Annotated in this window: 25 protein-coding genes and 1 pseudogene; 18 read left to right on the forward strand and 8 right to left on the reverse strand. The window is 63.2% G+C overall.

What is annotated here, in order from left to right:
• Positions 1-115: 115 nt before the first annotated feature.
• The 8 genes from FFM81_RS18195 (at position 116) to FFM81_RS18230 (ending at position 10,058) form a co-directional block, all read left to right on the forward strand.
• Positions 116-805: a DNA-3-methyladenine glycosylase I gene (locus FFM81_RS18195; RefSeq protein WP_003570504.1), complete on the forward strand. Its 690-nt coding sequence runs from the start codon at positions 116-118 to the stop codon at positions 803-805.
• A gap of 98 nt (positions 806-903) precedes the next feature.
• Positions 904-1,269 (forward strand): VOC family protein, encoded by a 366-nt coding sequence (locus FFM81_RS18200; RefSeq protein WP_003570505.1) that lies wholly within the window; start codon positions 904-906, stop codon positions 1,267-1,269.
• 328 nt (positions 1,270-1,597) lie between these two features.
• A complete protein-coding gene (locus FFM81_RS18205) occupies positions 1,598-5,371 on the forward strand; it encodes a peptidoglycan-binding protein (RefSeq protein WP_025415291.1) in 3,774 nt (1,257 codons plus the stop codon).
• A gap of 462 nt (positions 5,372-5,833) precedes the next feature.
• Positions 5,834-6,757, forward strand: coding sequence for a sulfite exporter TauE/SafE family protein (locus FFM81_RS18210; RefSeq protein WP_003570507.1), 924 nt, complete (start codon positions 5,834-5,836; stop codon positions 6,755-6,757).
• Positions 6,757-7,557, forward strand: a complete 801-nt coding sequence (locus FFM81_RS18215; RefSeq protein WP_003570509.1) for a TIGR02186 family protein — start codon at positions 6,757-6,759, stop codon at positions 7,555-7,557. Before FFM81_RS18210 ends, FFM81_RS18215 begins: the two co-directional genes overlap by 1 nt.
• Before the next feature lie 189 nt (positions 7,558-7,746).
• Positions 7,747-8,304 carry a dihydrofolate reductase family protein gene (locus FFM81_RS18220; RefSeq protein ID WP_003570510.1) on the forward strand — a complete coding sequence of 186 codons (558 nt, stop codon included), beginning with the start codon at positions 7,747-7,749 and terminating at the stop codon, positions 8,302-8,304.
• A gap of 106 nt (positions 8,305-8,410) precedes the next feature.
• Positions 8,411-9,349 (forward strand): alpha/beta hydrolase family protein, encoded by a 939-nt coding sequence (locus tag FFM81_RS18225; RefSeq protein ID WP_003570511.1) that lies wholly within the window; start codon positions 8,411-8,413, stop codon positions 9,347-9,349.
• A 127-nt stretch (positions 9,350-9,476) separates the two neighbouring features.
• The gene (locus FFM81_RS18230) at positions 9,477-10,058 is read left to right on the forward strand and encodes a transglycosylase SLT domain-containing protein (protein WP_025415290.1); all 582 of its coding nucleotides are present in this window, start codon (positions 9,477-9,479) and stop codon (positions 10,056-10,058) included.
• Between the two features lie 228 nt (positions 10,059-10,286).
• Here FFM81_RS18230 and pdeM read toward each other — a convergent pair whose 3' ends face one another.
• The 3 genes and pseudogenes from pdeM to FFM81_RS18245 all read right to left on the reverse strand — a co-directional run bounded on the left by pdeM (position 10,287) and on the right by FFM81_RS18245 (position 14,245).
• Positions 10,287-11,012 (reverse strand): ligase-associated DNA damage response endonuclease PdeM, encoded by a 726-nt coding sequence (pdeM, locus tag FFM81_RS18235; RefSeq protein WP_003570515.1) that lies wholly within the window; start codon positions 11,010-11,012, stop codon positions 10,287-10,289.
• 25 nt (positions 11,013-11,037) lie between these two features.
• Positions 11,038-13,563, reverse strand: a complete 2,526-nt coding sequence (locus tag FFM81_RS18240) for a ligase-associated DNA damage response DEXH box helicase (protein ID WP_025415288.1) — start codon at positions 13,561-13,563, stop codon at positions 11,038-11,040.
• A gap of 48 nt (positions 13,564-13,611) precedes the next feature.
• Positions 13,612-14,245 (reverse strand): annotated as a pseudogene (locus FFM81_RS18245) (YitT family protein).
• 127 nt (positions 14,246-14,372) lie between these two features.
• On the opposite strand from FFM81_RS18245, the gene FFM81_RS18250 reads away from it, so the two are divergent.
• Together FFM81_RS18250 and FFM81_RS18255 are read left to right on the forward strand one after the other, a co-directional pair.
• Positions 14,373-14,873, forward strand: a complete 501-nt coding sequence (locus FFM81_RS18250) for an RrF2 family transcriptional regulator (protein ID WP_025415286.1) — start codon at positions 14,373-14,375, stop codon at positions 14,871-14,873.
• 21 nt (positions 14,874-14,894) lie between these two features.
• Entirely contained in the window at positions 14,895-15,356 is a 462-nt protein-coding gene (locus FFM81_RS18255) for a carboxymuconolactone decarboxylase family protein (protein ID WP_138386273.1), read from the forward strand.
• A gap of 328 nt (positions 15,357-15,684) precedes the next feature.
• Here the strand turns inward: FFM81_RS18255 and FFM81_RS18260 are convergent, their stop codons facing one another.
• Both FFM81_RS18260 and FFM81_RS18265 read right to left on the reverse strand, forming a co-directional pair.
• Positions 15,685-16,320: a DUF6198 family protein gene (locus tag FFM81_RS18260; RefSeq protein WP_138386272.1), complete on the reverse strand. Its 636-nt coding sequence runs from the start codon at positions 16,318-16,320 to the stop codon at positions 15,685-15,687.
• A 204-nt stretch (positions 16,321-16,524) separates the two neighbouring features.
• The gene (locus tag FFM81_RS18265) at positions 16,525-17,457 is read right to left on the reverse strand and encodes a class I SAM-dependent DNA methyltransferase (protein WP_138386307.1); all 933 of its coding nucleotides are present in this window, start codon (positions 17,455-17,457) and stop codon (positions 16,525-16,527) included.
• A gap of 142 nt (positions 17,458-17,599) precedes the next feature.
• Between FFM81_RS18265 and FFM81_RS18270 the strand changes: the two genes are divergently transcribed.
• The 3 genes from FFM81_RS18270 to FFM81_RS18280 all read left to right on the forward strand — a co-directional run bounded on the left by FFM81_RS18270 (position 17,600) and on the right by FFM81_RS18280 (position 19,794).
• Positions 17,600-17,866, forward strand: coding sequence for a DUF6460 domain-containing protein (locus tag FFM81_RS18270; protein ID WP_138386271.1), 267 nt, complete (start codon positions 17,600-17,602; stop codon positions 17,864-17,866).
• Position 17,867: 1 nt separating this feature from the next.
• The gene (locus FFM81_RS18275) at positions 17,868-18,365 is read left to right on the forward strand and encodes a CAP domain-containing protein (protein WP_138386270.1); all 498 of its coding nucleotides are present in this window, start codon (positions 17,868-17,870) and stop codon (positions 18,363-18,365) included.
• Between the two features lie 82 nt (positions 18,366-18,447).
• On the forward strand, positions 18,448-19,794 hold the full coding sequence (locus FFM81_RS18280) for an MATE family efflux transporter (RefSeq protein WP_138386269.1): 1,347 nt from the start codon (positions 18,448-18,450) through the stop codon (positions 19,792-19,794).
• Here FFM81_RS18280 and FFM81_RS18285 read toward each other — a convergent pair.
• Together FFM81_RS18285 and FFM81_RS18290 are read right to left on the reverse strand one after the other, a co-directional pair.
• Positions 19,770-20,858 (reverse strand): quinone-dependent dihydroorotate dehydrogenase, encoded by a 1,089-nt coding sequence (locus FFM81_RS18285; protein WP_138386268.1) that lies wholly within the window; start codon positions 20,856-20,858, stop codon positions 19,770-19,772. The genes FFM81_RS18280 and FFM81_RS18285 overlap by 25 nt on opposite strands.
• Complete coding sequence (locus FFM81_RS18290) at positions 20,855-21,208, reverse strand: DUF952 domain-containing protein (protein ID WP_138386267.1); 354 nt, start codon at positions 21,206-21,208, stop codon at positions 20,855-20,857. The genes FFM81_RS18285 and FFM81_RS18290 overlap by 4 nt, the downstream gene beginning before the upstream one ends.
• A 119-nt stretch (positions 21,209-21,327) precedes the next feature.
• Here FFM81_RS18290 and FFM81_RS18295 point away from each other — a divergent pair, with 119 nt between their 5' ends.
• The 5 genes from FFM81_RS18295 to FFM81_RS18315 all read left to right on the forward strand — a co-directional run bounded on the left by FFM81_RS18295 (position 21,328) and on the right by FFM81_RS18315 (position 24,486).
• Positions 21,328-21,726, forward strand: coding sequence for a hypothetical protein (locus FFM81_RS18295; RefSeq protein WP_003570536.1), 399 nt, complete (start codon positions 21,328-21,330; stop codon positions 21,724-21,726).
• A 92-nt stretch (positions 21,727-21,818) separates the two neighbouring features.
• Positions 21,819-22,466 carry a response regulator gene (locus FFM81_RS18300; RefSeq protein WP_003570538.1) on the forward strand — a complete coding sequence of 216 codons (648 nt, stop codon included), beginning with the start codon at positions 21,819-21,821 and terminating at the stop codon, positions 22,464-22,466.
• 113 nt (positions 22,467-22,579) lie between these two features.
• Positions 22,580-23,257 (forward strand): S24 family peptidase, encoded by a 678-nt coding sequence (locus FFM81_RS18305; protein ID WP_003570540.1) that lies wholly within the window; start codon positions 22,580-22,582, stop codon positions 23,255-23,257.
• An 11-nt stretch (positions 23,258-23,268) separates the two neighbouring features.
• Positions 23,269-23,991, forward strand: a complete 723-nt coding sequence (locus FFM81_RS18310; protein ID WP_138386266.1) for a thermonuclease family protein — start codon at positions 23,269-23,271, stop codon at positions 23,989-23,991.
• Positions 23,992-24,072: 81 nt separating this feature from the next.
• Positions 24,073-24,486: a tellurite resistance TerB family protein gene (locus tag FFM81_RS18315; protein WP_003570543.1), complete on the forward strand. Its 414-nt coding sequence runs from the start codon at positions 24,073-24,075 to the stop codon at positions 24,484-24,486.
• A gap of 69 nt (positions 24,487-24,555) precedes the next feature.
• Here the strand turns inward: FFM81_RS18315 and FFM81_RS18320 are convergent, their stop codons facing one another.
• Positions 24,556-25,431 carry a transporter substrate-binding domain-containing protein gene (locus FFM81_RS18320; protein ID WP_003570544.1) on the reverse strand — a complete coding sequence of 292 codons (876 nt, stop codon included), beginning with the start codon at positions 25,429-25,431 and terminating at the stop codon, positions 24,556-24,558.
• Positions 25,432-25,589: the final 158 nt, after the last annotated feature.

The raw sequence follows: 25,589 nt of genomic DNA on the forward strand, positions 1-25,589 counted from the left end.
GCGCGAGTCTGCAACTGCTGAAGGCTGACGAAACGTCATCTCCCCTTCCTTGTCCATCGTCGAACGGCGTATAAGCGGGAAGGCTTTTAAAACCGCAGATCGGGAATACTTCAGGATGATCAGTTTCGAGGCGATAAGGCAGCGGGCGGAGCAGCGGAAAGGCGGAGCAGCCGCACTTCAGGCAATGCTGGAGAAACACCGACCGGATCACGACCGGCTGCGCGCCACGCCCGACGACCGCATCCTCGCCGATATGACTCGGCGCATCTTCTATAGCGGCTTCGTCCAGAAGGTGATCGATGCGAAGTGGCCGGGCTTCGAAGCGGCGTTTTCCGGTTTCGATCCTTCAATGCTGAATATTGCACCCGACGACTATTGGCATGAGTTGACCTCGGACGAACGGATCATCCGCAACGGCGCGAAGATCATGTCGGTTCGCGCCAATGCCGCCTTCATCCGGGAGTTGTCGAGAGAACACGGCAGCGCCGGCGCCTTTTTCGCCGACTGGCCGCGGGAAGACCAGATCGGCCTTCTTGAGCTGTTGAGCAAACGCGGCAACCGACTCGGCGGCATGACCGGGCAATACTTCCTGCGCGGCATCGGCCGCGACAGCTTCGTTGCCACGATGGATGTGCTCGCCTGCCTCAGATCGGCCGGCGTGCCGCTGTCTGACTCCGGCACGGCGAAAAAGGACCAGCCACTGATCCAAAAGGCCTTCAACGACTGGGCGGACGAGACCGGCCTGTCCTTCATCCACCTCTCGCGCATCAGCGCCTATTCGATCGATGCGGGAGAGCCGCACTGAAATTCCGGCCGGAGGTTAACGCCTGAAGTCAAACAACTTTCGCGCCCGATGCGAACAGGATAGGCTTCGCATCTTCAATGCTGGCTGGGAGGACACCGATGCCGCGCCTGGACCACGTTACGATCGAAACCCGTGATGCACCTGTCATGATCGGCTTCCTGGAAACCTTGCTCGGCGTCAAAGAAGGCTATCGCCCACCCTTCGCCTCGCCCGGCCACTGGCTCTATCTCGACGGACTGCCAGTGATCCATCTCAGCCTGAAATCGCGCAGCAGTGATTTTCCGCCGGGGATCTTCAACCATGTCGCCTTCAGCCTTTACGAATTCGGTCCGGCGCTGGAGCGCATCAAGGCGACCGGCTACCGCTACGAATATTTCGATATTCCCGACACAGATCTCGGCCAGGTCTTCGTTTACGGCCCCGAAGGCGTGAAGATCGAGCTGCAATATCCCCGGCCGGCCTGAGCCAGGCGATCGCCCGATGTGACGAATTCAACGGCAATTGCCGTTAAAATTGGCCTTTCAAACACAAACGTTAAAAAATTCTCATCGAGATTAACGGCTTGTTTACCACGTTTCGTGAAAGGTGCGGATTGAGCAGTAGCAATCCGCATTCCTTTTGTCAGTCTCGCGTTTCCTGGGGATGCCGCTACATCGTTCAGCTTGAGGAAAGTCTAATTGACTATCTTCTCATGAAGGGTGCGCTCCGGTGTGCGGCACTGCCGCGGCCGCAGAGGGATAAGCCAAGGATCGAGCTCTGACGAGAGGTCGAGCAGTCGAAGCGAGCAAGAAGATGAACGGATCGCGATCAAATCCTTCCCGACAGTCCGACAGGACCTCGCTCGATGCGCTGAACCGCACGATCGAAGGGCTGGAGGCACGCATCGAGGGGCTGATGGGCAGCGGGCGCGAACCGCGACCGCGCACGGCAACGCCCGAGCGCGATCCCTATGCGGGCTCCAACGCCCCGCGCCCCGCGAGGCCGCCGCTCGAGCAGCGGCCGGATCCACTCGCCGAAATCCGCCAGCGCCAGCGCGCCCTTGAAGCCGGCCGTGAGCGGCCCTTCACACGCGAGCCGGCCCCGCAATTGCGCGAACCAGTACCGCGCCCCGCACCGCAGGCAGCACCCGCCTTCCGCGCCGGCGACGATACGATGACGGAGATCGCCCAGGCGCTCGTCAACCTGCGCCAGGACCTGAAGCGCGACATTTCCGAGGGCGTCACCCGCGAGATGAACGCGCTGCGGAGCGAACTTCGCGAGATCAAGATCAATGCCGGCGACGGCGGTTTCGCCGACGACATGCGCGCCGATATGGGCCGCCTTGCCCAGAGCATTGCTCAGCTCACCGGCCGCTCGGCCGGCCCGGAGGCTGCCGGCCTGCGCGAGGATTTCGAGGAGCTGCGCTCGCTGATGGACGGGCTGGCGCGCGAGGATTCGCTGCGCCACATGGAAAACCGCTGGGACGGCTTCGAGAACCGGCTTGCCGCACTCGATACCGAGGGGCTGCAGGAAGAACTGGTGTCGCTCGCCTACCGGCTCGACGACATCAAGCGCCATATCGGCGGCATGGGCGAAAGCCCGGCGGTCCGGGCGCTGGAGGACAAGCTCATTGCCATCGCCACGGCGATGGAGCAGTTCGGCAATATGATCCAGCCGCACGACCGAGTCATGTCCGAACAGTTCGCCGCCATGGACACGCGGCTCGACGAGATCAGCCGAGCGATCGCCGCCAGCGGGCGCGCGGCCGCCACCAACGATCCGGCGCTGATGCAGCGGCTGGAAGGCCGGCTTGCAGCGCTTGCCGATCAGATCGACCTGATGAGCCATGATGCGGCCAACCGCGTAAACCCGGCCGATGAGCTGGCGATGCGGCTGGAGGCGCTGACATCCCGCGTCGAGGAACTGACCAAGGCGGAAGCGACGTCGCGGCTCGACGAGCGGCTGGAACATCTGTCCTATCTGCTGGAGCACACGCACAAGACGGCGCAACCCGACCTAACCGGACCGCTTTCCGACATTTCCCGCAAGATCGACGCGCTTGAGAACGGCGCGGTCAACGACGTGCTGGCGCAGCGGCTCGACTATCTCGCCCGGCGCATCGACGATATGGCCTATCAGCCGCCGGCGCCGGCTGCCGCAGTCGACGACAGCGCCTTCCAGCGTCTCGAAGGACGGCTGAGCGACATCGCCGCCCGGCTGGAAGAGAGCACGGCGGCAGCGCCGACCGATCCGCGCGCGCTGAAGAACCTCGAAGACCAGATCGCCAATCTTTCGGCCCTGATGAGCGCGCCGCGTGAAAGCGCTGTGATGCCCGCCGATCTCGACCGGCGCATGGGCGCGATCGAAGACTATATGGCAACCAGCGACGAATATATCATCGAGGCGGCACGCCAGGCAGCGGAAGCCGTCGTCGAGGCCTATTCGCGCCATGGCGGCCCGCAGGGTGGCGTGCCCGCTGCCGACATGTCGGCACTGACGGCGCTGGCCGAGGATCTGCGCCACCTCGAGGATATCAGCCGCGACAGCGAGGAGCGTACGCATAAAACCTTCAAGGCGCTGCACGAGACGCTGGTGCATATCGCCGACCGCCTCGACGGCATGGAAGAGCGCGGACGGCCAGTTGTCGCGCAGATGCCGGTGGCCGACGTCGATTTCGATATCGATCCCTACGCCTTAATGGTGGCCGAGGCCGAGATGAACAAGGCGCCGCCAGCCGCCCCGGCGCAGAAGGCCTCTGCTGTCATCCACGCCGCAGAGGTCGCGGCCGAACCTACCGCTCCGGCACAAGCCACCGCCATGAGCGGAACCAGCGCGATCGCCATCGAGGCTGCGACCAGGACGCCGGAGGCTGCGACAGCGGCGCCGGCAAAGGTCAGCCTGCTCGCCAGTCTCGGCAAGCGGCTGCTGCCCGGCAAGAAAGCCGAAGCCCGCGCAACCGAACGCCCGATGATCGACCCCGCGCCGTCGATCGATCCAACCGACGTGGTGCCGACGGATGCGGCAAACGAGCTGCTTGAGCCGGGCTCGGGCACGCCTGACGTCAAGAAGATCCTTGAGCGTGTCCGCGCCAGCCAGAGTGCTGCCCGCGGCAAACCTGCCGCTGAGACCGACCGCGCCGATTACATCGCCGCTGCCCGCCGCGCTGCGCAGGCGGCCGCGATGGAAGTGGACGCCAATCCGAAGCCGGCGGCCGTCAAGGCCGAGAAGAAGGGTGCCGACAAGGCCGGCAAGACTTCCGACAAGACGGATAAGACAGGCAAGACCAGCGCCTTTTCGCGCTACCGGCGGCCGATCCTGCTGGCGGTCGGCGCCGTGCTGCTCGCCATCATGGCCTTTCCGCTCGCTCGGACGCTGACGAGCGGCGAACGCGCGCCGCAGCCTCCGGCCGAGGTCTCGGCGCTGACCGGCGCAGCGGAAAACCCGTCGCCGGCCTTGCCTGAAGGGACGCCTGCCCAGCCGGACAGCAATGCGGCAGAAACCGCCGCCGCCACAGCAGAGGCAACGCCACCCGCCGGCGAGCAGACTCCGGCCGAAGCAATCCCTCCGGTTGCGGGCGATCATCTGACCGACGCGACACCGCTCGACGGCGAAGGGGCTGCGACGCTTGCCCCCGCCGCCCCATCGGGTGCCGTGCCGGAGACATCGGGCTTCGTTGCGAATACGCCGGCGGCAAGCGCGCCGCAGGCCACTATTACCATTCCCGACACCATCCAACCGAAATCACTCGCCGATGCGGCGCAGGGTGGCGATGCGCTAGCGCTGTTCGAGATCGGCGCGCGCTTTTCCGACGGCCGCAACGGCATCGCCGTCGATCAGAAGCAGGCGGCGAGCTGGTACCAACTTTCGGCCGACAAGGGTTTTGCGCCGGCAGAGTACCGGCTCGGCAGCATGTACGAGAAGGGCAACGGCGTCGAACGCGACATCGCCAAGGCCAAGGGCTTCTACGAACAGGCGGCAAACCAGGGCAATGCCAGCGCCATGCACAATCTCGCCGTACTCTACGCCTCCGGCGCGCTCGGCCAGCAGGATTATGCGACGGCGGCCTCGTGGTTCACCAAGGCCGCCAACCTCGGCATTACCGACAGCCAGTTCAACCTGGCGATCCTCTGCGCCCGGGGCAACGGCGTTCCGGCGGATCTCGAAGAATCCTACAAATGGTTTGCGATCGCCGCCAAGGCCGGCGACAAGGATGCGGCGCAGAAGCGCGACGAAGTGGCCAATGCCATGAAGCCCGATCAGCTCGAACGCGCCCGCGCCAAGGCCGATCTCTGGAAGCCGGAGCCGCTCGACCACCGCACCAATGCCATCGACATTCCCGACGAATGGGCGGGAACGGGCCTGAAGACGGCAAGCGTCGACATGAAAAAGGCGATCCGCAACATCCAGGCGATCCTCAACAATAACGGCTTCGACGCTGGAACACCGGATGGCGAAATGGGCACAAAGACCGTGACCGCGATCAAGAGCTTCCAGAAGTCGATCGGCCAGGAGCCGGATGGCAAGGTGACCGACGCGACGGTGAAGGCGCTGCTCGAACGCAACAAGCCGGGCAGCAAGGCGATCTGAGACGGGTTGTTTCGACGCGGGCGAGCGGCGAGGTCAACCCCTCATCCGCCTGCCGGCACCGACCGGGGTCGAGCCACGTGTCTCGACCCGTCCTTCGGACCCCGCTTGCGGGGCGATGGGGATATGCCGCACCGGCTTCCTCCATCTCGACGTTGCTTTGGCACGTCCCCTCGCCGCGTTTTTCCGGGAAGAGGGTTAGGCTGAGGGGCAGCTATCACCAGCCTTGCGGCGTTCTGCCACAAGGCTTTCCGCAATTTTTCCACCGCTCGTCACAAAACCTGAAAAAAGCCGGATTATGCGGGAGAGATCGATCCGCGCATCGCCGAATCTCCTGCCATCGATCTCCATCACCAATCGGGGCCGATCGAAAGCCTCTGGCAACGATTTCACAGTATGGTGCGCATTCGAACGGGGACGTGACGGAAACCGCCCGCCAGGCGCGGTCATCATTCGGGGTCGGTTGTGACAATCTATCTGCCAATCGCAGAATTGTCGGTGAACATTTTCATCATTCTCGGCATGGGGGCGGCCGTCGGATTCCTGTCTGGAATGTTCGGCGTCGGTGGCGGCTTTCTGATCACGCCGCTGTTGATTTTCTACAATATTCCCCCGGTCGTTGCGGTCGCGACCGGCGCCAACCAGGTCGTGGCGTCGTCAATCTCCGGCGCGATCACCCATTTCCGGCGCGGCACGCTCGATGTCAAACTCGGCACGGTGCTGTTGATCGGCGGCCTCACGGGTGCGACGGTCGGCATCTGGATCTTCTCGCTGCTGCGCGCCATCGGCCAGCTCGATCTGATCATCTCGCTGATGTATGTCATTTTCCTCGGCACCGTCGGCGGGCTGATGCTGCTCGAGAGCATCAATGCCATGCGGCGGGCGGCGCGCAACGAGCCGCCGGCGCCACGCAAACCCGGCCACCAGCACTGGGTGCACAGGCTGCCGCTGAAGGTGCGGTTCAAGAAATCAAAGATCTTTCTCAGCGTCATTCCGATCGTCGCGCTCGGCTTTGCGATCGGCATCCTGACCTCGATCATGGGTGTCGGCGGCGGCTTCATCATGGTGCCGGCGATGATCTACCTGTTGCGCATCCCGACCAATGTCGTCGTCGGCACGTCGCTGTTCCAGATCATCTTCGTCACCGCCTATACGACGATCGTGCAGGCAGCGACGAACTTTTCGGTCGATATCGTGCTCGCCTTCATCCTGATGGTGGCGGGCGTCATCGGCGCGCAATACGGCGTGCGCGTCGGCCAGAAGCTGCGCGGCGAGCAGCTGCGCGCCCTGCTCGGCCTGCTGGTGCTCGCCGTCGGCCTGCGTCTGGCGATCGCGCTGGTGGTAACGCCGGCCGACGTCTATTCGGTGGTGATAGGAGCCGGCAATTGATGCGCCTGCTTGCCGCCGTCATCGCATTCCTTTGCCTGCTGCCGGCGGTGGCCGGAGCGCAATGGCTGCCGGGGCAGTCGACCGAGGCGGTGCGCGAAGGCTTGGAAATCGGCACGTCGACGAGCGAAATCGCCATCACTTCGGATTTCCACGGCGCTGATCTGACGATCTTCGGGGCGCTGTCGAATACCGACCAGCTGCTGCTCGCCATCGGCCAATATGACGTGGTGGTGGTGCTGGAGGGGCCGCGCCAGGATGCGACGGTGCGCAAGAAGGAGCGCGTCTTCGGCATCTGGGTGAATACCCGCTCGATGACCTTCGAATCCGTGCCGCACTCCTATTCGATGTCGAGTTCGCGGATGATCGACGACCTGACGACGCCGCTCGAACTGACCGATCAGGGGATCGGCATCGACCACATTCCGTTGACGCCGGTCGGCTTCGTCGGCGATGGCAGCAATCTCGGCGAATTCCGCGATGCCTTCCGGCGGCTGCAGCAGGGCGGCGGCTTCTACGACCGCAACCCGAGTGGCGTGCGCTTCGTTTCCTCCAACCTTTTCAAGGCGAGCCTGCGCCTGCCGGCCAACATTCCGAACGGCGTCCACACCGTGCGCGCCTATCTCTTCAAGAGCGGCAATCTGGTGACCCAGGAATCGCTGCCGCTGCGGGTCATCAAAACCGGCATCGAGCAGACGATCACCGATGCGGCGCATGGCCAGCCGATCCTCTACGGCTTTGCATCCGTGGCTCTCGCCGTCATCACCGGCTGGGGCGCCAGCCTGATCTTCCGCAAGGATTGAGCTGCCTCAAGGCGCCGTACTCGGGCAATTTCCAGAGCAATTGCAAAAAAGTGTGATGCGCTCTCTCCGGAGATGCCGCCTCCACTCGTTCTGCCTCGGAAAAACCGCTTGCATTTTGATATCGGTTAATCTAGCTTTCAACCAGTTGCGGAAAGCAACCGGTCGAAGATGAACTGAAGGAGGATGGAAATGAGAAAGCTTATCGTCTGGAACCTGATGACCCTCGACGGTTATTTCGAAGGCACGAAGCCGTGGGACATCGATTTCCACAATCTCGCCTGGGGACCGGAGCTGCAGCGTTATGCCGAGCAGTTCGGCGAGGAAGGCGACCTGCTGGTCTTCGGCCGCAAGACCTATGAGGGCATGGCTGCCTATTGGCCGACCGCCGAGAGCGAAGACACAATCAAGGCCTATATGAACGGCATCGCCAAGATCGCCGTGTCCAGAACGATGACTGAGCCCGGCTGGAACAATGCCCGTGTCGTCAGCGATCCGGTCCCGGAATTGACGCGGCTGAAGCAGGAGGACGGCAAGACGATTTTCCTCTTCGGCAGTGCGGCGCTTGCCGACAGCCTGCTGAAAGCCGGCCTTGTCGATGAAATCAGGATCTGCGTCGTGCCCGTCATCCTCGGCGGCGGCAACCCGCTTTTCAAGCCTGCACAGGATCAGGTGCCGCTGAAGCTCATCGACACCGCGACGACGGCAAGCGGCGCGGTGATCCTGCGCTATGAACCGGCCAAGGCATAGTACGTTAGACTATGTGATGATTGCGGCGGCCGCTTCTGTGGCCGCATCCGGCTTTTCCTGCCGAAATCCCGCCTCTATCATAGCCCGCGACCAAGGGAGGCGGTGCATGGCAGAGGGTATGGACCTGCCGCTTGCGGAAGAGCGAAATAGCCGTCCGAGCGAAGGCGCGCCGGTCGAGATCCGCTGCACTGACGGCGTCGTGCTCGGCGGGCATATCTGGGGCTCGAGCGCGGCAAAAGCTTCCGCCAGCGTCATCATCAATCCCGCGACCGGCGTGCTTGCGCGTTATTATCACTATTACGCCCGCTTCCTTGCCGCTCACGGTTTCGACGTCCTGACCTATGATTACCGCGGCATCGGGCGTTCACGGCCGGCGCAGCTCAAGGGCTGCGGCTATCGCTGGCGGGAATGGGGCGAAAAAGATTTCGACGCGGCGCTGTGCTTCATGGACGGACGGTCGGATCAGCCGATTTACGTCGTCGGCCACAGCATCGGCGGTTTTCTCCCGGGCTTGTCGAAACATGCCGGCCGCATCGACCGCATGCTGACGATGGGGGCCCAATATGCCTATTGGCGCGATTATGCGCCGGAGCACCGGATGCGGCTCTTGATGAAATGGCACGTCGTCATGCCGGTGCTGACGGCGCTATTCGGCTACTTTCCTGGCAAACGGCTTGGCTGGCTCGAAGATCTGCCGGCCGGCGTCGCCCATGAATGGAGCTTTCGTCAGGCGCGCATGGAGATGAGCCACCCGGCGGCCGAGCGCGACGAGGTGCTAGCGCGTTTCGCCGCCGTGACCGCGCCCGTCCTTGCCGTTGCCATGTCCGACGACGAACTTGGCACCATGCCAGCAATCCGCCGCACGCTTGCCTATTACCGCAATGCCAAGATCAGCCAAGTGCTGCTGCAGCCCGCCGATCTCGGATTTAAGGCAATCGGCCATTTCGGCCTCTTCCACGCACGCCATGCCGAGGGTTTCTGGCGCGATAGCGTCGCGTGGCTAAGCCACGGCATCCATCCCTGGCCAGCACAGGCAAGCATCTAAAGCAGGTTGTCGTCCGAAATGCGCGGCGCGCTTGAATGCGACCCGCCATGGGCAAGTTCGTATTCGACTAAAAACCGGTCCTTAACATTTACGAGTTAGTAATCTCTCGGAAACGAGAGGTTTTGTTATGCGTACTCGTATCCTTCTGACCGCCGTCGGTCTCGCGCTGCTTGCCAGCTGCGCGACGGCGCCGAAGCAGACGCGGAACATTTGCGCCGTCTTCGACGAGCGCGACGGGATTTTCTCCAGCTGGCAGAGTGCTGCCGAGCGGACCGAGAAGAAATACGGCGTGCCGGTGCCGATCCTGATGGCGACGATGTACACCGAATCCGGCTTCCAGCCCTATGCGCGGCCGCCACGCACCAAGCTGTTTGGCTTCATTCCCTGGACCCGGCCTTCGACCGCCTACGGCTATTCGCAGGCGCTGGACGGGACGTGGGATCACTATCAGTCGCAGACCGGAAACTGGACGGCGCGGCGGGCGAACTTCGCCGACGCGATCGATTTCATCGGCTGGTATCACGCCCAAAACAGTGCCGAGACCGGCATTCCGCTGAACGATGCCTATAATCTCTATCTCGCTTATTATTCCGGCCCGACGGGATACAAGCGCGGCGACTGGCGCTCGAACGGGCAATTGCAGCAGACAGCGCAGAAATTCGCGCGGATGGCAGGGACGTATCAGCAGCAGTTGCAGGGGTGTAATTGAGTTCAAAAGTGTGCCGTGTCGCACCCCCTCTGCCCTGCCGGGCATCTCCCCCACAAGGGTGGAGATTGGCTAGACGCAAGGGCTTCCCCAAACAACTGCCGCCCTATTGCTTTCGAGACGGTAAAGAGCGAGTGACGGTCCAACCTCTTGCCTATCTCCCCACCTGTGGGGGAGATGCCCGGCAGGGCAGAGGGGGTAACACATGGCACCCCCCATCGAGGACGAACGCTAACCCCGCAAGTTCCCATACCGGACTGAATAGATCCGATCCCGCCCCAAGAGATGCGCCACCAGCGAAGCTTTGTCGAACAGGCCCTTCATCGCCTGATGACCGAGATCGAGGCCGCCGCTCATGACGCCGAAGGCGGGCATCAGCAGGCGGGCGCCGTCGGTGGCAAAACAGGGGCGGCGGACGGATTTTTCGCGGCGGCGGACAGTCGCCGAGGGGTGCAGGTGGCCGGCGATTTCGCCACTCTGCAAGCCGTTTTTGGGCTCGTGGCGGAAGGTCAGGCCGGCATAATGCATCTCGTCGGCGCAAGCGCCGGGCAGATCGACGATGCCATCGGGATCATGATTGCCGTTGATCCAGATCCATTCGCGGCCGCGCGCCATCGCCACGATCAGCGCCCGAAAATTCTCCGGCATATGCTTCGAGCCGATGCGATCGTGAAAATTGTCGCCAAGTGAGACGACGAGCTTTGGGTCGTAACGCGAGATGACCGCAGCCAGCACGGTGAGCGTCGCCAGCGTGTCATAGGGCGGCAGCATCATGCCGCGGCGGGCGAAGGCGGCACCCTTTTCCAGATGCAGGTCGGAGACGACGAGCAGGCCGGCATCCGGCAGATAGAGGGCGCCGAGCGGATCGCAGACGGCGGCAATACCGCTCACCGATGTCTCGATGCCCGGTATTGCGGCCAGTCCGGAAATGTCGCGCGCCAGCGCCAGGCGGTTCATCACAGTCGTTATTCCCAAACAAGTTTCAGGCCAGCGCCTCGGCGATCAGATCGTCGGCCGCTTCGGCGAGCAGCGCATCATGAGCCTCGCCCGGCACCGCCTCGCGTCCAATTTCCAGCATCACCGGCACGGCGAGCGGGGAAATATGGTCGAGCGGGCGATGGGTGATGTGACCCCTGATTCGCATCAGCATATCGCCAAGACGCCTTATATCCAAAAGTCCGGTTGCCGCATCCTGCCGCGTCGCCTGCAGCAGGATGTGATCGGGCTCGTGGCTGCGCAGCACGTCATAGATCAGATCGGCGGAGACGGTGATCTGGCGGCCGCTCTTTTCCTTGCCTGGATGGCGGCGCTCGATCAAGCCTGCAATCACGGCGCAATTGCGGAAGGTGCGCTTCAGCAGGAAGGATTCGTCGAGCCAGGCTTCGAGATCGTCGCCGAGCATGTCGGCGTCGAAGAGATCGGAGAGGCTGAGCCGGCCATTGCCGATCAGCAGCCCCATATCCTCCAGGCCCCAGACAGCCAGCGAATAATCGGTAGCGACGAAGCCGAGCGGCTTGGCGCCTGCCCGCTCCAGCCGGCGGGTGAGCAGCATGCCGAGTGTCTGGTGGGCAAGACGGCCTTCGAAGGGATAGGCCACCATATAGCCGCGGCTGCCGCGCGGGAAGGTTTCGATCAGCAGCTCGTCGCGCTTCGGCAGCATCGACTTGTCCTGCTGCAATGACAGCCAGTCGCGCACTTGGTCCGGCAGGTGGCGCCAGCGGTCGGGATCGGCGATCATCGACCGCACCTGCTCGGCGAGATAGGTCGACAGCGGAAACTTGCCGCCGTTATAGGAGGGGATCTTCGGATCAAGCGAAAAGGCCTGCGAGGCCAAGCATTCATTTTCGCGGATGCCCTCGAAGCGCAGCACCTTGCCGGAGAAGACGAACGTATCACCCGGCGACAATTGCTCGAGGAAATATTCCTCGACCTTGCCCAGCGTGGCGCCGCCGCGGCCGATCCTGCCGCCCTCGCCGCGCTTGACCATCCGGATGTTCAGCATCGGACTTTCGACGATGGTGCCGAGATTGAGGCGGTATTGCTGGGCAACGGCAGGATTGGAGACGCGCCAGCGGCCCTCGGCGGTTTTGCGGATGCGAGCGTAACGCTCATAGGTTCGGAGCGCATAACCGCCGGTCGCGACGAAATCGACGATGCGCTCGAAGGTCTCCCAGGTGAGATCGGCATAGGGCGAGGCGCTGATGATTTCATCGTAGAGCTCCAGCATGTCGAAAGGTTCGGCGCAGGCCATGCCGAGCACGTGTTGGGCAAGCACGTCGAGCGCGCCGCGGCCGACCGGCGGGGTGTCCTGGGCGCCGATATAATTGGCGTCGAGGGCGGCCTGGCACTCCATCACCTCGAAACGGTTGGCGGGCACGAGGATTGCCTTCGAGGGCTCGTCCATGCGGTGGTTGGCGCGGCCGATACGCTGGGCAAGACGCGAGGCGCCCTTCGGCGCGCCGACATGGATGACGAGATCGACATCGCCCCAGTCGATGCCGAGATCGAGGGTTGAGGTGGCGACGACGGCGCGCAGCCGGTTTTCGGCCATCGCCGCCTCGACCTTGCGGCGCTGGGCGACATCGAGCGAACCGTGGTGGAGGGCGATCGGCAGATTGTCGTCGTTGATCGTCCAGAGTTCCTGGAACAACATCTCCGCCTGGCTGCGGGTATTGACGAAGAGCAGCGTCGTCTTATGTTCGAGGAGCTGCTTGTAGACATCGGGAATTGCGTAGCGGGCGGCATGGCCGGCCCAGGGGATGCGCTCTTCGGTCGACAGGATCGAAATATCGGGCTTGGCGCCGCCTTCGACGACGACGAGGCCGGCATGATATTCCCTGCCCTCCTGCCCCTCGCCGCCCTGTTGGGCAACCAGCCATTTCTGCAGATCCATCGGCTCGGCGACGGTCGCCGACAGGCCGATGGTCTTAAGGTTGGGGGCAAGGCGGCGCAGGCGGGCAAGGCCGAGCGACAGCATATGTCCGCGCTTGGAGGTGACGAGCGAATGCAACTCGTCGAGCACGACATATTTCAGATCCTTGAAGAAGCGTTCGGCCTCGCGGTTGGCCAGCAGCAGGGCGACCTGTTCGGGCGTCGTCAGCAGAATATCCGGCGGATTGAGTTTTTGGCGCTGGCGCTTGGCGTTCGGCGTATCGCCGGTGCGGTTTTCTATCGTGACCGGCAGGCCTATCTCCTCGACCGGTTTCATCAGGTTGCGCTCGATATCGATCGCCAGCGCCTTCAGCGGCGAGACATAGAGCGTATGAATGCCGGTGAAGGCGGAGCCGGGCGGGATCTTGCCGCGGCGGGTGAGATCGGTGAGCGACGGCAGGAAACCGGCGAGCGTCTTGCCGGCGCCGGTCGGCGCAATCAGCAGCGTGCTTTCGCCGGCTTCGGCGCGGGCAAGCAGCTCCAGCTGATGGGCGCGCGGACGCCAGCCCTTCTCCGCAAACCAGCGGGTAAAGGCGGCAGGCAGCAGGGCGCGGGCTTCGGCATCGATCTGGTCCACATCCTGAAGGTAGTGAAAGCCTGGGGAAAAAGAAGAGCGGCCATCGCCTCACACGGCGATATAGCGGTCCTTGCGGTGATTGATGGCAATCGCGAGGTTGAGCACGACCGCGCCGAGCACGGAGCAGGCGATGATGAAGGGGCTGGCGACGAAGAAGGAGAGCGCCAGGATGACAAGGTCGAAGCCGAGCTGAACGAGGCCGGCGCGCCAGCCGAGACGGTCCTGGATATAGAGGGCGAGGATGCCGATGCCGCCGAGACTGGCGCGATGGCGGAACAGAGCCAGCATGCCGGCGCCGATGACGAGGCCGCCGAACAGCGCCCCGGCGATAGGATTGACATGCGTGATACCGATAAAGCCCGGCACGAATTCGGACAGGATCGAGGTCAGCGCGATGGCGGCGAACGTCTTGATGGTGAAGGCCGGCCCCAATCGGCGAAAGGCGAGATAATAAAAGGGCAGGTTCACGGCAAAGAAACAGAGGCCGAAGCTGAAGCCCGTCGCATAATGGGCGAGGAAGGCAAAGACCGGCCGTGCCCCCGGCAAGCAGTCCCGCGCCTGACAGAAGCGAGACGCCGAGCACGGCGAGCATGCTGCCGGCGACGATGCCTTGGGCGTCGTCGAACAGCGAATGGCGGTCGGCGCTGGAATTCAGAAGGCCTGCGAAGGCGTTGGATGCCATGAATGTTCCCCTGTCGGCTTTTTCCGTCTTCTATCCCCCGCAGGGATAAAGGCAAGCAGCAAGGGTGCCTCTTGACAACCGCACTAATCGTGGATATTTTTTATCCACGAATGAAGGAGATGTCGGCATGAAGATGAGCGATGGTGTCGAGCAGGCCATTCACAGCGTCGCCATGCTGTCCGGCCTTTCCGCAGGCGGCGTTCTTTCGGCGGCGGCCCTGGCGGAATTCCACGGTGTGTCGACGAGCTATCTCTTAAAACATCTGCAGGCGCTGTCGGGCGCCGGCATCCTCGATACCGTGCCGGGGCCGAAGGGCGGCTATCGCCTGGCGAAGGCGCCGGCGGAGATTTCGCTGCTCGACATCCTGCTTGCGGTCGAGGGAGCGACACCGGCCTTTCGCTGCGCCGAAATCCGCCAGCGCGGACCGAACCCGGTCTCCGACAGCTTCTTCGCCAAGCCCTGCAACATCAGCGCGGCGATGCTTCGGGCCGAAAGGGTCTACCGGGCCGAACTCGCCAAGACCAGCATCGCCGATATCGGCATCGAACTGAATGCCCTCGACGACGGATCGATCGCAGCCCGAGGCTGCGCCTTCCTCGAAATTCATGAACGCAAGACGGCTCGCTGAGCCCCAACAAGGAGAATCACCATGCAACCGCGTTTCAATTTCGCCAAAGCCGCTCCCGATGCCTACAAGGCAGTCGCTGCGCTCGAACAATATGTCCAGTCTTCCGGACTGGAACGCCGCTTCATCCACCTGATCAAGCTGCGCGCCTCGCAGATCAACGGCTGCGCCTATTGCGTCGACATGCATGTGAAGGAAGCCCGCCATGATGGGCTCAGTGAACAATGGATCAACCTGATGTGCGTCTGGCGGGAATCGCCGGTCTATGACGCCCGCGAACGCGCCTTGCTCGGCTGGGTCGACGCCGTGACCAATATCGCCAAGACGGGCGCGCCGGGCGGCGACTACGAGGCGCTGAAGGCGCATTTCTCCGAGAAAGAGATGACTGAGATCACCGTGGCGATCGGCGCGATCAATATCTGGAACCGCCTTGCCGTCGGCTTCCGCTCGCAGCATCCGATCGACCAGGTCACGAAGGCAGCCTGATCGGTATCTGGTGACTGGGATTTCATCCCGGCGACCGACCCGAAACATTCGGGTCGGTTGAATATTGCGTCACCTACGATCCGCTGTGCGGACGGCAACGGCATCAAGGCCCTCAGAGAGGTCGGTGCCGTTGAATATGTCGCGGACGACCTTCGCAATTTCCTCTGCGGAAGCGCCCCTGGCGTATTCTTCCTGCATGCGGCGTCTCACAAGCTTTTCCAAATCTGACATAGTTCACCTCATCAAATCCGGCGCGAGGGGAGTGTCGCGCCAGGGTCGATCAGAGGCAAGTTACGATCTGTTTAGAATGGGTTACCGATTTGTAATGTCACAGCGCGATATAACGGTCAGCGCGGTGGTTGATGGCGACGAAGAGGTTGAGGACGACGGCGCCAAGGACCGAATAGAAGACGATGGGCGGGGTGGTGACGAAGACGGCGGCGGCGAGTACGCACATGTCGATGGCGAGCTGGACGAGGCCGGCGCGGATGCCGAAACGCTCTTGTATGTAGATGCCCAGAATGCCGACGCCGCCGAGGCTGGCACGGTGGCGATAGAGCGCCAGCGCGCCAAAGCCGAGTAACAGGCCGCCGAGAAGGGCGGCCCAGGCCGGATGGATGCTTGAAATGGAGAAGAAGCGCGACTGCACATCTGATAGCACCGAGGTCAGGCCGATGGCGATGAAGGTTTTGATCGTGAAGGCCCTGCCGAGACGCTTCCAGGAGAGATAGAAGAACGGCAGGTTGAGCAGGAAGAAGGCGAGGCCGAAATTGACGCCAAAGGCATAATGCAGCAGGAAGGCGACGCCGGCGGTGCTGCCGGTGAGAAGGCCGGCACTTGCGAGCACATAGAGGCCGAGTGCGGCAACCAGGCTGCCGGAGAATATGCCCTGCACATCTTCGATCGGGGTGTGACGCGTCGCGCTGGTATTCCAGACGCCAAGGGCATTGATCAGCTGTGTCATGTTGCCGGTCTCCAATCGCAGACGAGTTCGGGAACGCCGGAGGAAGAGCCGGACGCGAAAGATTTCCAATGTGAGTGAGCCGAAGCGCCCGCCGTTTCGCTGCGCCCTCTGGCAATACCGCTGCAATATCAGTCTTTTCTGGCTTCGATCAAGCGTAATAGGTAAGTGATGCTGACCTATTATAAAATCGCAAGAAATGTTCGCTCATGTCGGCTTGCGCGTAAGGAACAGAATGCCGGCGACCGGTTTGCCGCCATCTTTGCGAATGACCGTTTTGACGATCTCGAGTATTTCGAGGCCGTGACGGGCAAGCAGCAGTCTGACATAGGCTTCCGAATGGGCATATCGCAGCGACGGTGCGAGATGGAAGCCCCCGCTGTCGCCCGCATCCTCGACGGAAAAGGCGATATCGGCGCCCGACGCGGCCAGTTCTTCGATGATCGCAAAGACGCTTTCGAGATTGCCGAGATACATCAACACGTCGGCTGCCGTCACCAGATCGGCGCGATGGCGCGCGGCAGCGGCAAACAGGCCGGAAAGATCGGGTGCGAGCGAGAGATCGGCCTGGGCGAGGTGATCGTAGACCTGCTTCTCGGCCGCCTTGGCCAGCATGTTCTGCGAGAGGTCGAAGCCTTCGAGACGGTCGGCGCAAGCGCGGATTTCGGGGCCAAGCAGGCCGGTGCCGCAACCGAGATCGACGGCGCATGCGTAATGCCGGCTGGTGGAGGCGACAAGGGAGGCGAGCTTCTGCGGCACGCTGTAGTCGAGTTTTTCGACGAGCGACGTTTCGAAACGGTCGGCGTAATCGTCGAACAGGCGCTCGACATAGCGGCTCGGCGGCCGGTCGGGCGTCGCTGCATCGCCGAGCAGGGCGAGCTTCAGGGCGGCGCCGAAAATGTCATCGGGATCGAGGGCAAGCGTCCGGCGATAGGCCTCGATCGCGCCTTCCCCCCTGCCCGCTTTCTCCAGATAGGTGGCGAGGCGATACCAGCCGGCCGCCCAGGTGGGCACCAGCTCCAGCGCCTGCTCCATCAGCTCGGCCGCGGCCTCCGGCTCGCCGCCTTCTTCAAGCATCCTGGCATAATCTGCGCGGCGGTCGGCGATGACATCGCCTGAGGAAAGCTGGTGAGATTGCATCATGCACCCGTTCTTTTGGGCGCATTTGGCGGCGGCCACAAAAAAACTCAAGTCCTATTTCACAGGCGAAGCCGCCAATTCCGGAAAGGGCTTGCGAGCGGCACGCCGCAACCTTATTCCAGGGGCAAACAGGAGATGGCGTATGTCCGATCAGGCGAACAGGTTCCTCGGCGATTCAATCGGCCGCACTTTGATAAAACTTATCGTGGTGTCGCTGATCGTCGGTTTCGTCATGACCGTGTTCGGCCTGACGCCGTGGAACATCATCTACGGGTTCCGGGACTTCATCCTGGAAATCTGGCACCGGGGCTTTTCGGCGCTCGGGCGCGTCGGCGATTATCTCCTGCTCGGGGCGACGATCGTCATCCCGCTCTTCGTCATCCTTCGTCTTTTCAGCTATCGCCGGTAACATGACATCGATCGATCTTTCCAGGCGCGGCCTGCTCGTCCTTTCCGGATTTGCGCTCGCCGCCGGCATTGCCGGCTGCACCACCACGCCGCACATTGCCGGCACACCTTCGAACGGTGAGGACGAGACGGCGAGCGTGCTGCCGCTCGTCAATCAGCTCCGGGCGAAGAACGGCCTGCCGCCGCTTCGCCTCGATCCGGCGGCGCAGACGGCCGCCCTCTTCCAGGCCAAACGCATGGCGAGCGTCGGCAAGATGGCGCATCTGATCGGCATGACCGACAGTTTCGGCGCCCGCGTCAAGGCAAGCGGCGTGCAGCTGCCGGCGGCCGAAAACATCGCCTCCGGCCAGCAGAGCGTCGATGCGGTGGTGACGGCCTGGGTCAACTCGCCGCATCACCTGGAAAACATGCTCGGGCGCTATGACGGCCTCGGCGTCGCCGTCGCCCATAATACATCTTCCAGGAACCTGCCCTATTGGGCCATGGTGCTCTCCAGCTGAGGCGATTCGGCCCGCTGCATGAAGTGTGACAGCGTCCTCCCTGTGTCCGAAAGACGCGTGGCGCTGTAGCGACGGGGCCCCGATGGATACGCGTAGCAATTCCAACACGCTCGCTTTCGACGTGACGCATCGGCTGGTGCTGTCGATCGCCATTCCGATGACGCTCGGCTTCATGACGACGCCGCTGCTCGGGCTGACGAGCACCGCCGTCGTCGGCCGGATGGGCGATGCGGAAGCGCTGGCGGGGCTGGCGATCGGCGCCATGCTCTTCGATCTCATCCTCGGCAGTTTCAACTTCCTGCGCGCCTCGACGACAGGACTAACGGCGCAGGCCTATGGCCGGCGGGACCAGCACGAGCAACAGGCCGTTTTCTGGCGGGCTTTGATTTCGGCGCTCGGCTGCGGGCTGGCGCTGCTCCTTCTTTCGCCGCTGTTGATGACGGCGGGATTGAAGCTGATGGCCGCGGAAGGGGCGATCGCCGAGGCGACCGGCACCTATTTTTCGATCCGCATGCTGGCGGCACCTGCGGCGTTGGCGAATTACGCGATCCTCGGTTTCGTGCTCGGGCGCGGCCAGGGCAAGGTCGGATTGCTGCTGCAGGCACTGATCAACGGCGTCAACATCCTGCTTTCCATCTATCTCGGCCTGTCGCTCGGCTGGGGCGTGGCCGGGGTCGCCTGGGCAACCATGGCCGGTGAAGCGATCGGGGCGATCGCCGGACTTATCATCATACTCACAGGCTTTCACAAGGCCGAGCGGCCGGCATCGGCCGAGGTCTTTTCCCGGCATCGGATGGCAGAGCTTTTCGCGCTTAACCGCGACATCCTGATCCGCACCTTCGTGCTGATCGGCGCCTTCACCATCATGACGCGGATCGGCACCGGCTTCGGCGCGGTGATGCTGGCCGCCAATGCCGTGCTGATGAATTTCTTCCTGCTGTCAGGCTACTATCTCGACGGACTTGCCAATGCCGCCGAGCAGATTACCGGCCGGGCGATCGGCGCGCGTTACCGGCCGGCCTTCGACCGCGGGCTGAAGCTGACGACCCTCTGGTCCTTTGGACTGGCCGCAGTCGCTTCGGCATTCTTCGTTCTTGCCGGCCCCTGGCTGATCTCGGTGCTGACGACCTCGCCCGAGGTGCGGCAGGCAGCCGAAACCTATCTGCCCTGGGCTGCCATCACCGGACTGACGGGGGCGCTTGCCTTCCTGATGGACGGGGTTTTCATCGGCGCGACCTGGTCGGCCGACATGCGCAACCGGATGCTGATATCCTTTGCCGGATATCTCTTGATGCTTGCCGTCTTCGTGCCGCTCTTCGGCAATCACGGCCTGTGGCTCGCGATGAACGCCTTCCTGCTGTTCCGCGGCATCTTTCTGGCGATGCTGGTCAAGCCGCGGGCCGATCAGACTTTTCGCGCGGCCCAGTAGTCGAGCCTGTTATCGCGGAGCTCGCGGATCGAACTCACCTTTTCGCGGTCCATGAGCTTGGAGAGACCGCGGACGATATCACCGGGCAGGCCAGGGCCTTCATAGACCATGCAGGAATAGAGCTGGACGAGATCGGCGCCCGCCCTGATCTTTTCCAGCGCGGTTTCGGCCGAGGAGACGCCGCCGACGCCGATGATCGGCAGATCGGGACCGACGCGCTTGCGCATCCGGGCAAGCACCGCCGTCGACTTTTCGAACAGCGGTACGCCGGAAAGGCCGCCCGCCTCCTTCGCCTGGCGCTGATCCTTCAGCCCGTCGCGCGACAGCGTCGTGTTGGAGACGATCAGGCCATCAAGCGCATGCGAGAGCGCCTCGGCGGCGATATCGTCCATGCCTTCCTCGGTCAGGTCAGGGGCGATCTTCAGGAAGACCGGGATCCTGCGGCCGGATGTCGCCGCCATTTCGTCGCGCGCGGCAAGCACAGCCGACAGCAGCGCCGCAAGGCTTTCGCGCGCCTGCAGGTCGCGCAGCCCGGGCGTGTTCGGCGAGGAGATATTGGCGGTGAAATAGCGAGCGACGGAATAGAAGCGGCGGATGCCGGCGACATAATCGGCGATGCGATCCTCGCTGTCCTTGTTGGCGCCGATATTGACGCCGATCATGCCACCGCCGGTCAGTGCCGAGAGACGATCGAAAGCGGCGTCATGGCCTTCATTGTTGAAGCCGAGGCGGTTGATGACGGCTTCATCCTCGACCAGGCGGAAGATGCGCGGGCGCGGATTGCCGGCTTGCGGCTTCGGCGTCACCGTGCCGATCTCGGTAAAGCCGAAACCGAGCTTCAGCAGGGCTTCGGGCACCTCGGCATTCTTGTCATAGCCGGCCGCCATGCCGAGCGGATTTTCGAAGGTAAGGCCGGCGACGGTCTGGCGCAGGCGCGGATCCGGGGTGGTCTGGCAGGCGGGCACGAGGCCGGATTTCAGCGCGGCGATCGACATGCCGTGCGCCGTTTCCGGATCGAACAGGAAGAGACCCTTGCGGGCGAGACGCTTGAAAGGATCGATCATGGCTGCAGCTCCGGAACGATATGGCCGCCGGCCTGGTCGAGCGGCAGCGGCGCCTCCCAGAGCACCGCGGCCAGCGGCAAGTCGGCATAGAGATGCGGGAACAGATCGCCGCCGCGCGAGGGCTCGAACACCAGCTTGTCACCGAACCCGCTGCCGTCAACGGCAATCAGCAGCAGGCCGGACTGGCCGGCAAAATGCAAGGCGGCGGTCTGCTTCACCTGGTCTGCCGTCGAGAAATGGATGAAGCCGTCGTTGAGATCGATGCCAGCGCCATGAAAAACACCGCTTTGTCTGGCTTGCTGCCAGAGCGTTTCCGTCACGATCTTGTAAAGGGTCGGTGTCACGCTCATCATGGGCTCGCGATTGCTGGTCCTCGGGTCACGAGGGCTTTGCCGGAAAGAGGCGGCGATGTCCACGCCCCGGCAGATAAAAACGGGATCGGCGGAAACAAATTCCGGAGGATGAGACGATGAAGATTTTGGTTCTGACACTGGGCGTTCTTCTTCTGCCGCTTGGCGCCGCAGCCGCCGAGGCCGATGCGAGCCGGTTCCAGCTGGAAAAGAGCGGCGACCATTTCGTCCGGCTCGACCGGCAGACCGGCGCGATGTCGATCTGCCAGGACAAGGACGGCGCCCTCGTCTGCCGGATGGCGGCCGACGAGCGGGCGGCCTATGAGGACGAACTCGACCGGCTTTCGCAGCGCGTGACGAAGCTGGAACAGGGCGGGCTCGTACAGCGCGCATTGCCGAGCGATGCCGAAATCGACCGCTCGATCAGCATCATGGAGAAGATGATGAAGAGTTTCATGGGGATGGTGAAGGAGTTCCAGGCCGAGGAAAACGCCAATCCCCTTCCGCAGAAAACCTGATCTGATATAGTCATTTCAGCAGACATGCGTGAGAACGCCGAGGGGACGGCGGTGCATGCGGGCACGATCGGGCTCTTGGGAGGGAGTTTTCGATGCAGGAACAGACCATCATCATTGCGGACGATCATCCGCTGTTCAGGGATGCGCTGCGCCAGGCCGTCATCGGCATGGACGGCCGGCAGGCAATCGTCGAGGCCGGCGATTTCGCCGCTGCGCGCCGGGCGGCAGGCGCCCATGCGGATGCCGACCTGATGCTGCTCGACCTCGCCATGCCCGGCGTCAGCGGCTTTTCCGGCCTGATGGCGCTACGCTCCGAATTCGTCAGCCTGCCGATCATCATCGTTTCGGCAACCGACGACGCGACGACGATCCGCCGGGCGCTGGAACTCGGCGCCTCCGGCTTCATTTCCAAATCCGCCGGCATCGACGACATTCGCCGCGGCATCCAGACGGTGCTGGCCGGCGATATCGCCACGCCGGAAAACTACCGCGACGGCCAGGAGCAGGATCCCGATGTCGCCGACCTGATCCACCGCCTGCATACGCTGACGCCGCAGCAGAGCCGGGTGCTGACCATGCTCGGCGAGGGGCTGCTGAACAAGCAGATCGCCTATGAACTCGGCGTCTCCGAGGCGACGATCAAGGCGCATGTCTCGGCGATCCTGCTGAAACTCGATGTCGACAGCCGGACGCAGGCGGTCATCCAGCTTGGCAAGATCAATATGGCGATGGTCGCCTGAAAGGCTTGCGATAACAGGATTTTATTCCTCCTTCAGCTTTACTCAGGCGACATGGTCGGTTAATATTCCGCCCGGCTGACGCGCGGATGAGCCGCGCACGGAATCGGGCGCCTATGCTGTCACACGACCAGATCTGGGGAGCGATCGACAGGCTTGCCGAGCGGCATGCGCTGACGCCCTCCGGTCTTGCGCGGCGCGCCGGGCTCGATCCCACCTCCTTCAACAAATCGAAACGGCTATCCGCCGACGGGCGACTGCGCTGGCCCTCGACGGAATCGATCGCCAAGGTGCTCGACGCGACCGGGGCGAGCGTGGAGCAGTTTCTTGCCTTCCTGCAGCCGGATGCCGGTTTTTCCAAGCCACTGGCCGCACAGCCTGACGGCGCCTTTCCGCCGCAGGGCAGTTCGATTCCGCTGCTCGGCTTCGCCCAGGCCGGTGCCGGCGGCTTCTTCGACGATGGCGGCTTTCCGGCCGGCCAAGGCTGGGATGTAGTGGAATTTCCGGCGGCCCCGGCGCAGACGTCAGGCGTCTATGCACTCGAGGTGCAGGGCGAGAGCATGATGCCGCTCTACCGCGACGGCGACGTGCTGATCGTCGAGCCCGGCGCGCAGGTGCGCCGCAACGACCGCGTCGTCGTGCGCACAAACGAGGGTGAGGTGATGGCCAAGGTGCTGCTGCGCCAAAGCCCGCGCTCGATCGAGCTAATGTCGCTCAATCCCGACCATCCAAACCGCACGCTCGAGCTTTCCGATGTCGATTGGATCGCCCGCATCATCTGGGCCAGCCAATAGGAAGATATTCCATGCGCCCTGCCGCCGTCTTCACAGGTCTCATAGGGATGGCGGTGGTGGCCGGCCTGCTGATGGCGGGCGAAACAAGGCTGCGGGGCGGGGCGGCCGGCGAAGAGACGGTATCGGCGGAGGAGACGGCGACCGCGGCAGCGGATGCTGCGCCTAAGGCCAGCGAACCGGCTGCGATATCGGACGAACAAGCCGAAATCATCGCCGGCTCGGCGGAACCGGCGGCGCAACCGCAGGCGCCACCCTCCGCGGGGCCTGCCGACGGTACGGCGCCCAAACCCGCCGATGGCGAGCCGCGGGCCGAGACGGCAGTCGGGCAGACGGCAAGTCCACCCGCGAAAAAGCCGATGGAGCTGGCGCGGCCGGCGGTCGAAAATGCCGGTCTTCTCTCCTTTGGCGAGCGCAGGCTTCAGCTTGCCGGCATCGTGCCGACGCCGGCCGACAAGATATGCGGGGCGACGGGCCGGCAATGGCCCTGCGGCATGCTGGCGAAGACGGCGCTTCGCCAGCTGTTGCGCAACCGCAGCATCAACTGCGATCTTGAGACGGCCGAATGGCAGGAAACAGTGACGACCACCTGCCGGCTCGGCGCACAGGATCTCGGCGCATGGCTTGTCGAAAACGGCTGGGCTGAGGCAGCGGCGGGCTCGCCGTTAGCGTGGGCCGCCGAAAAAGCCAGGCAGGCCGGAAAAGGCCTTTACGGCGACGATCCGCGCCGGAGATAACCGGCGGCCTTGACAGGGAGCTGATCCCTTGTAATGCCGGCTGCCAATTCCCACTCTGGGCTGATCGAAAAGGAAACAGAGATGAACAAGCCGCTTTCCGCCCATGATGCGCTGATCTACGTGATGGTGATGGCCTCCGCCGTCGACAGCACGATGAACGACCGGGAGATGGAAAGGATCGGACAACTGATCGGCTTCCTGCCTGTCTTCCGGGATTTCGACGACGACAAACTGATTTCGGTGGCGCGCGACTGCGCCTCGCTGCTGGCCGGCCCAGAAGGCCTCGACGTCGTTCTCGAAACGGTGCGCGACACCCTGCCGGCCAAACTCTACGACACTGCCTATGCGCTGGCTGTCGAAGTCGCATCCGCCGATCTCTCGGTCAAAGCCGAGGAACTCAGGCTGCTCAGCCTGCTGCGCGATCGGCTCGGTCTCGACAAGCTCACCTGCGCGGCGATCGAGCGCAGCGCCATTGCCCGCTTCCGCAAGGGATAAGCCTGAAACTCTTTATTTTATCCATGTCGTTATCCCAAAACCGCTACACAGTTTTGGGCGACATGCATGTCAATAAAGCCCGTAGGGAAAATAACGCAGATAGATTTCCTGGAGACGGCCGTTGCGCGACAGGGTAGCGAGCGCGTGGTCGATGGCCGCCGTCAGCACGCTGTCCTTTTGCCGCAGCATGATTGTCATGCCCTCACCGAGGAATTGCTCGGAGAGATAGGGGCCGTCGAACAGCGCGCAGCATTTGACTGACGCCGGCGACGATACCCAGAAGGAAAGCTGCAGCGCATCGGCAAAGGCGGCATCGACCTTGCGCTCCTTGAGCGCCGCCAGCAGGGCATCCTTGGTGTCGAAGGCCTGGGCCTTGATCGCCGGGAAGAAGGCGGCCAGCATCGCCTCGTGCACCGTGCCTTTGACGACGCCGACCGGGTGCCCGGAAAGGGCGGCCGCCGTTTTGCCGTCGAGCGAAACAGTGAGATTGCGCACGAAGCGGGCGGGCAGCATCAGATACGGCCGGGAGAAGACGAATAACCGGCGCAGCTCCGGCGTCACGGCAAGACCGGCGATAACGGCATCACCCTGCGAGGCGGCGAGCGCATCCTTCAAATCGGCGAAGGGCATCGCCTGGATCTGGCACTTGTCGGAAATTTCCAGCTCGCTGCAGATTTCGCGGGCGAGATCGACGTTGAAACCGGAAAGCTTGCCGTTCTGATCGGTGAAATTGAACGGCGGGAAATCGACCGAAGTCAGGAAGCGCAGGCGAACCAGCGAGGAGAGATCGGGTCTCGCCAGACGTTCACGGGCATCGAAAAGCAGCGGCAGCGAGGGTGCTGCCTGCTGGGCAGATGCGGCAAAAGCGGAAAACAGCGCTGTCAGAAACAGCCCAAATGCGAGAAGAGCCCTGAGAGTCGGGGGTGCCAGCTTGGATTCAATCATCGTGATCCGGTCTCGGGTTGCCGTCTCGGCGAGATGTAACAGAGTCATGCCCGGCGGGGAATATGCTTGGGAGGCGGGGAGCGATTGCGAACTCAGCGCCCTTGTAACCGCGTGGATCCGCAACGCGCTCTCATCCATCCGACGCCGGAATGCCCGCT

This window comes from Rhizobium hidalgonense (assembly GCF_005862185.2).
In the GTDB taxonomy this organism is placed as follows: Bacteria; Pseudomonadota; Alphaproteobacteria; order Rhizobiales; family Rhizobiaceae; genus Rhizobium; species Rhizobium hidalgonense.

Bases quoted from the DNA above. Each gene is read 5' to 3' on its own strand.
- FFM81_RS18195 (WP_003570504.1), top strand. From the start codon at position 116: ATGATCAGTTTCGAGGCGATAAGGCAGCGGGCGGAGCAGCGGAAAGGC.
- FFM81_RS18200 (WP_003570505.1), top strand. From the start codon at position 904: ATGCCGCGCCTGGACCACGTTACGATCGAAACCCGTGATGCACCTGTC.
- FFM81_RS18205 (WP_025415291.1), top strand. From the start codon at position 1,598: ATGAACGGATCGCGATCAAATCCTTCCCGACAGTCCGACAGGACCTCG.
- FFM81_RS18215 (WP_003570509.1), top strand. From the start codon at position 6,757: ATGCGCCTGCTTGCCGCCGTCATCGCATTCCTTTGCCTGCTGCCGGCG.
- FFM81_RS18220 (WP_003570510.1), top strand. From the start codon at position 7,747: ATGAGAAAGCTTATCGTCTGGAACCTGATGACCCTCGACGGTTATTTC.
- FFM81_RS18225 (WP_003570511.1), top strand. From the start codon at position 8,411: ATGGCAGAGGGTATGGACCTGCCGCTTGCGGAAGAGCGAAATAGCCGT.
- FFM81_RS18230 (WP_025415290.1), top strand. From the start codon at position 9,477: ATGCGTACTCGTATCCTTCTGACCGCCGTCGGTCTCGCGCTGCTTGCC.
- pdeM (WP_003570515.1), bottom strand. From the start codon at position 11,012: ATGAACCGCCTGGCGCTGGCGCGCGACATTTCCGGACTGGCCGCAATA.
- FFM81_RS18250 (WP_025415286.1), top strand. From the start codon at position 14,373: ATGAAGATGAGCGATGGTGTCGAGCAGGCCATTCACAGCGTCGCCATG.
- FFM81_RS18255 (WP_138386273.1), top strand. From the start codon at position 14,895: ATGCAACCGCGTTTCAATTTCGCCAAAGCCGCTCCCGATGCCTACAAG.
- FFM81_RS18260 (WP_138386272.1), bottom strand. From the start codon at position 16,320: ATGACACAGCTGATCAATGCCCTTGGCGTCTGGAATACCAGCGCGACG.
- FFM81_RS18265 (WP_138386307.1), bottom strand. From the start codon at position 17,457: ATGCAATCTCACCAGCTTTCCTCAGGCGATGTCATCGCCGACCGCCGC.
- FFM81_RS18270 (WP_138386271.1), top strand. From the start codon at position 17,600: ATGTCCGATCAGGCGAACAGGTTCCTCGGCGATTCAATCGGCCGCACT.
- FFM81_RS18275 (WP_138386270.1), top strand. From the start codon at position 17,868: ATGACATCGATCGATCTTTCCAGGCGCGGCCTGCTCGTCCTTTCCGGA.
- FFM81_RS18280 (WP_138386269.1), top strand. From the start codon at position 18,448: ATGGATACGCGTAGCAATTCCAACACGCTCGCTTTCGACGTGACGCAT.
- FFM81_RS18285 (WP_138386268.1), bottom strand. From the start codon at position 20,858: ATGATCGATCCTTTCAAGCGTCTCGCCCGCAAGGGTCTCTTCCTGTTC.
- FFM81_RS18290 (WP_138386267.1), bottom strand. From the start codon at position 21,208: ATGAGCGTGACACCGACCCTTTACAAGATCGTGACGGAAACGCTCTGG.
- FFM81_RS18295 (WP_003570536.1), top strand. From the start codon at position 21,328: ATGAAGATTTTGGTTCTGACACTGGGCGTTCTTCTTCTGCCGCTTGGC.
- FFM81_RS18300 (WP_003570538.1), top strand. From the start codon at position 21,819: ATGCAGGAACAGACCATCATCATTGCGGACGATCATCCGCTGTTCAGG.
- FFM81_RS18305 (WP_003570540.1), top strand. From the start codon at position 22,580: ATGCTGTCACACGACCAGATCTGGGGAGCGATCGACAGGCTTGCCGAG.
- FFM81_RS18310 (WP_138386266.1), top strand. From the start codon at position 23,269: ATGCGCCCTGCCGCCGTCTTCACAGGTCTCATAGGGATGGCGGTGGTG.
- FFM81_RS18315 (WP_003570543.1), top strand. From the start codon at position 24,073: ATGAACAAGCCGCTTTCCGCCCATGATGCGCTGATCTACGTGATGGTG.
- FFM81_RS18320 (WP_003570544.1), bottom strand. From the start codon at position 25,431: ATGATTGAATCCAAGCTGGCACCCCCGACTCTCAGGGCTCTTCTCGCA.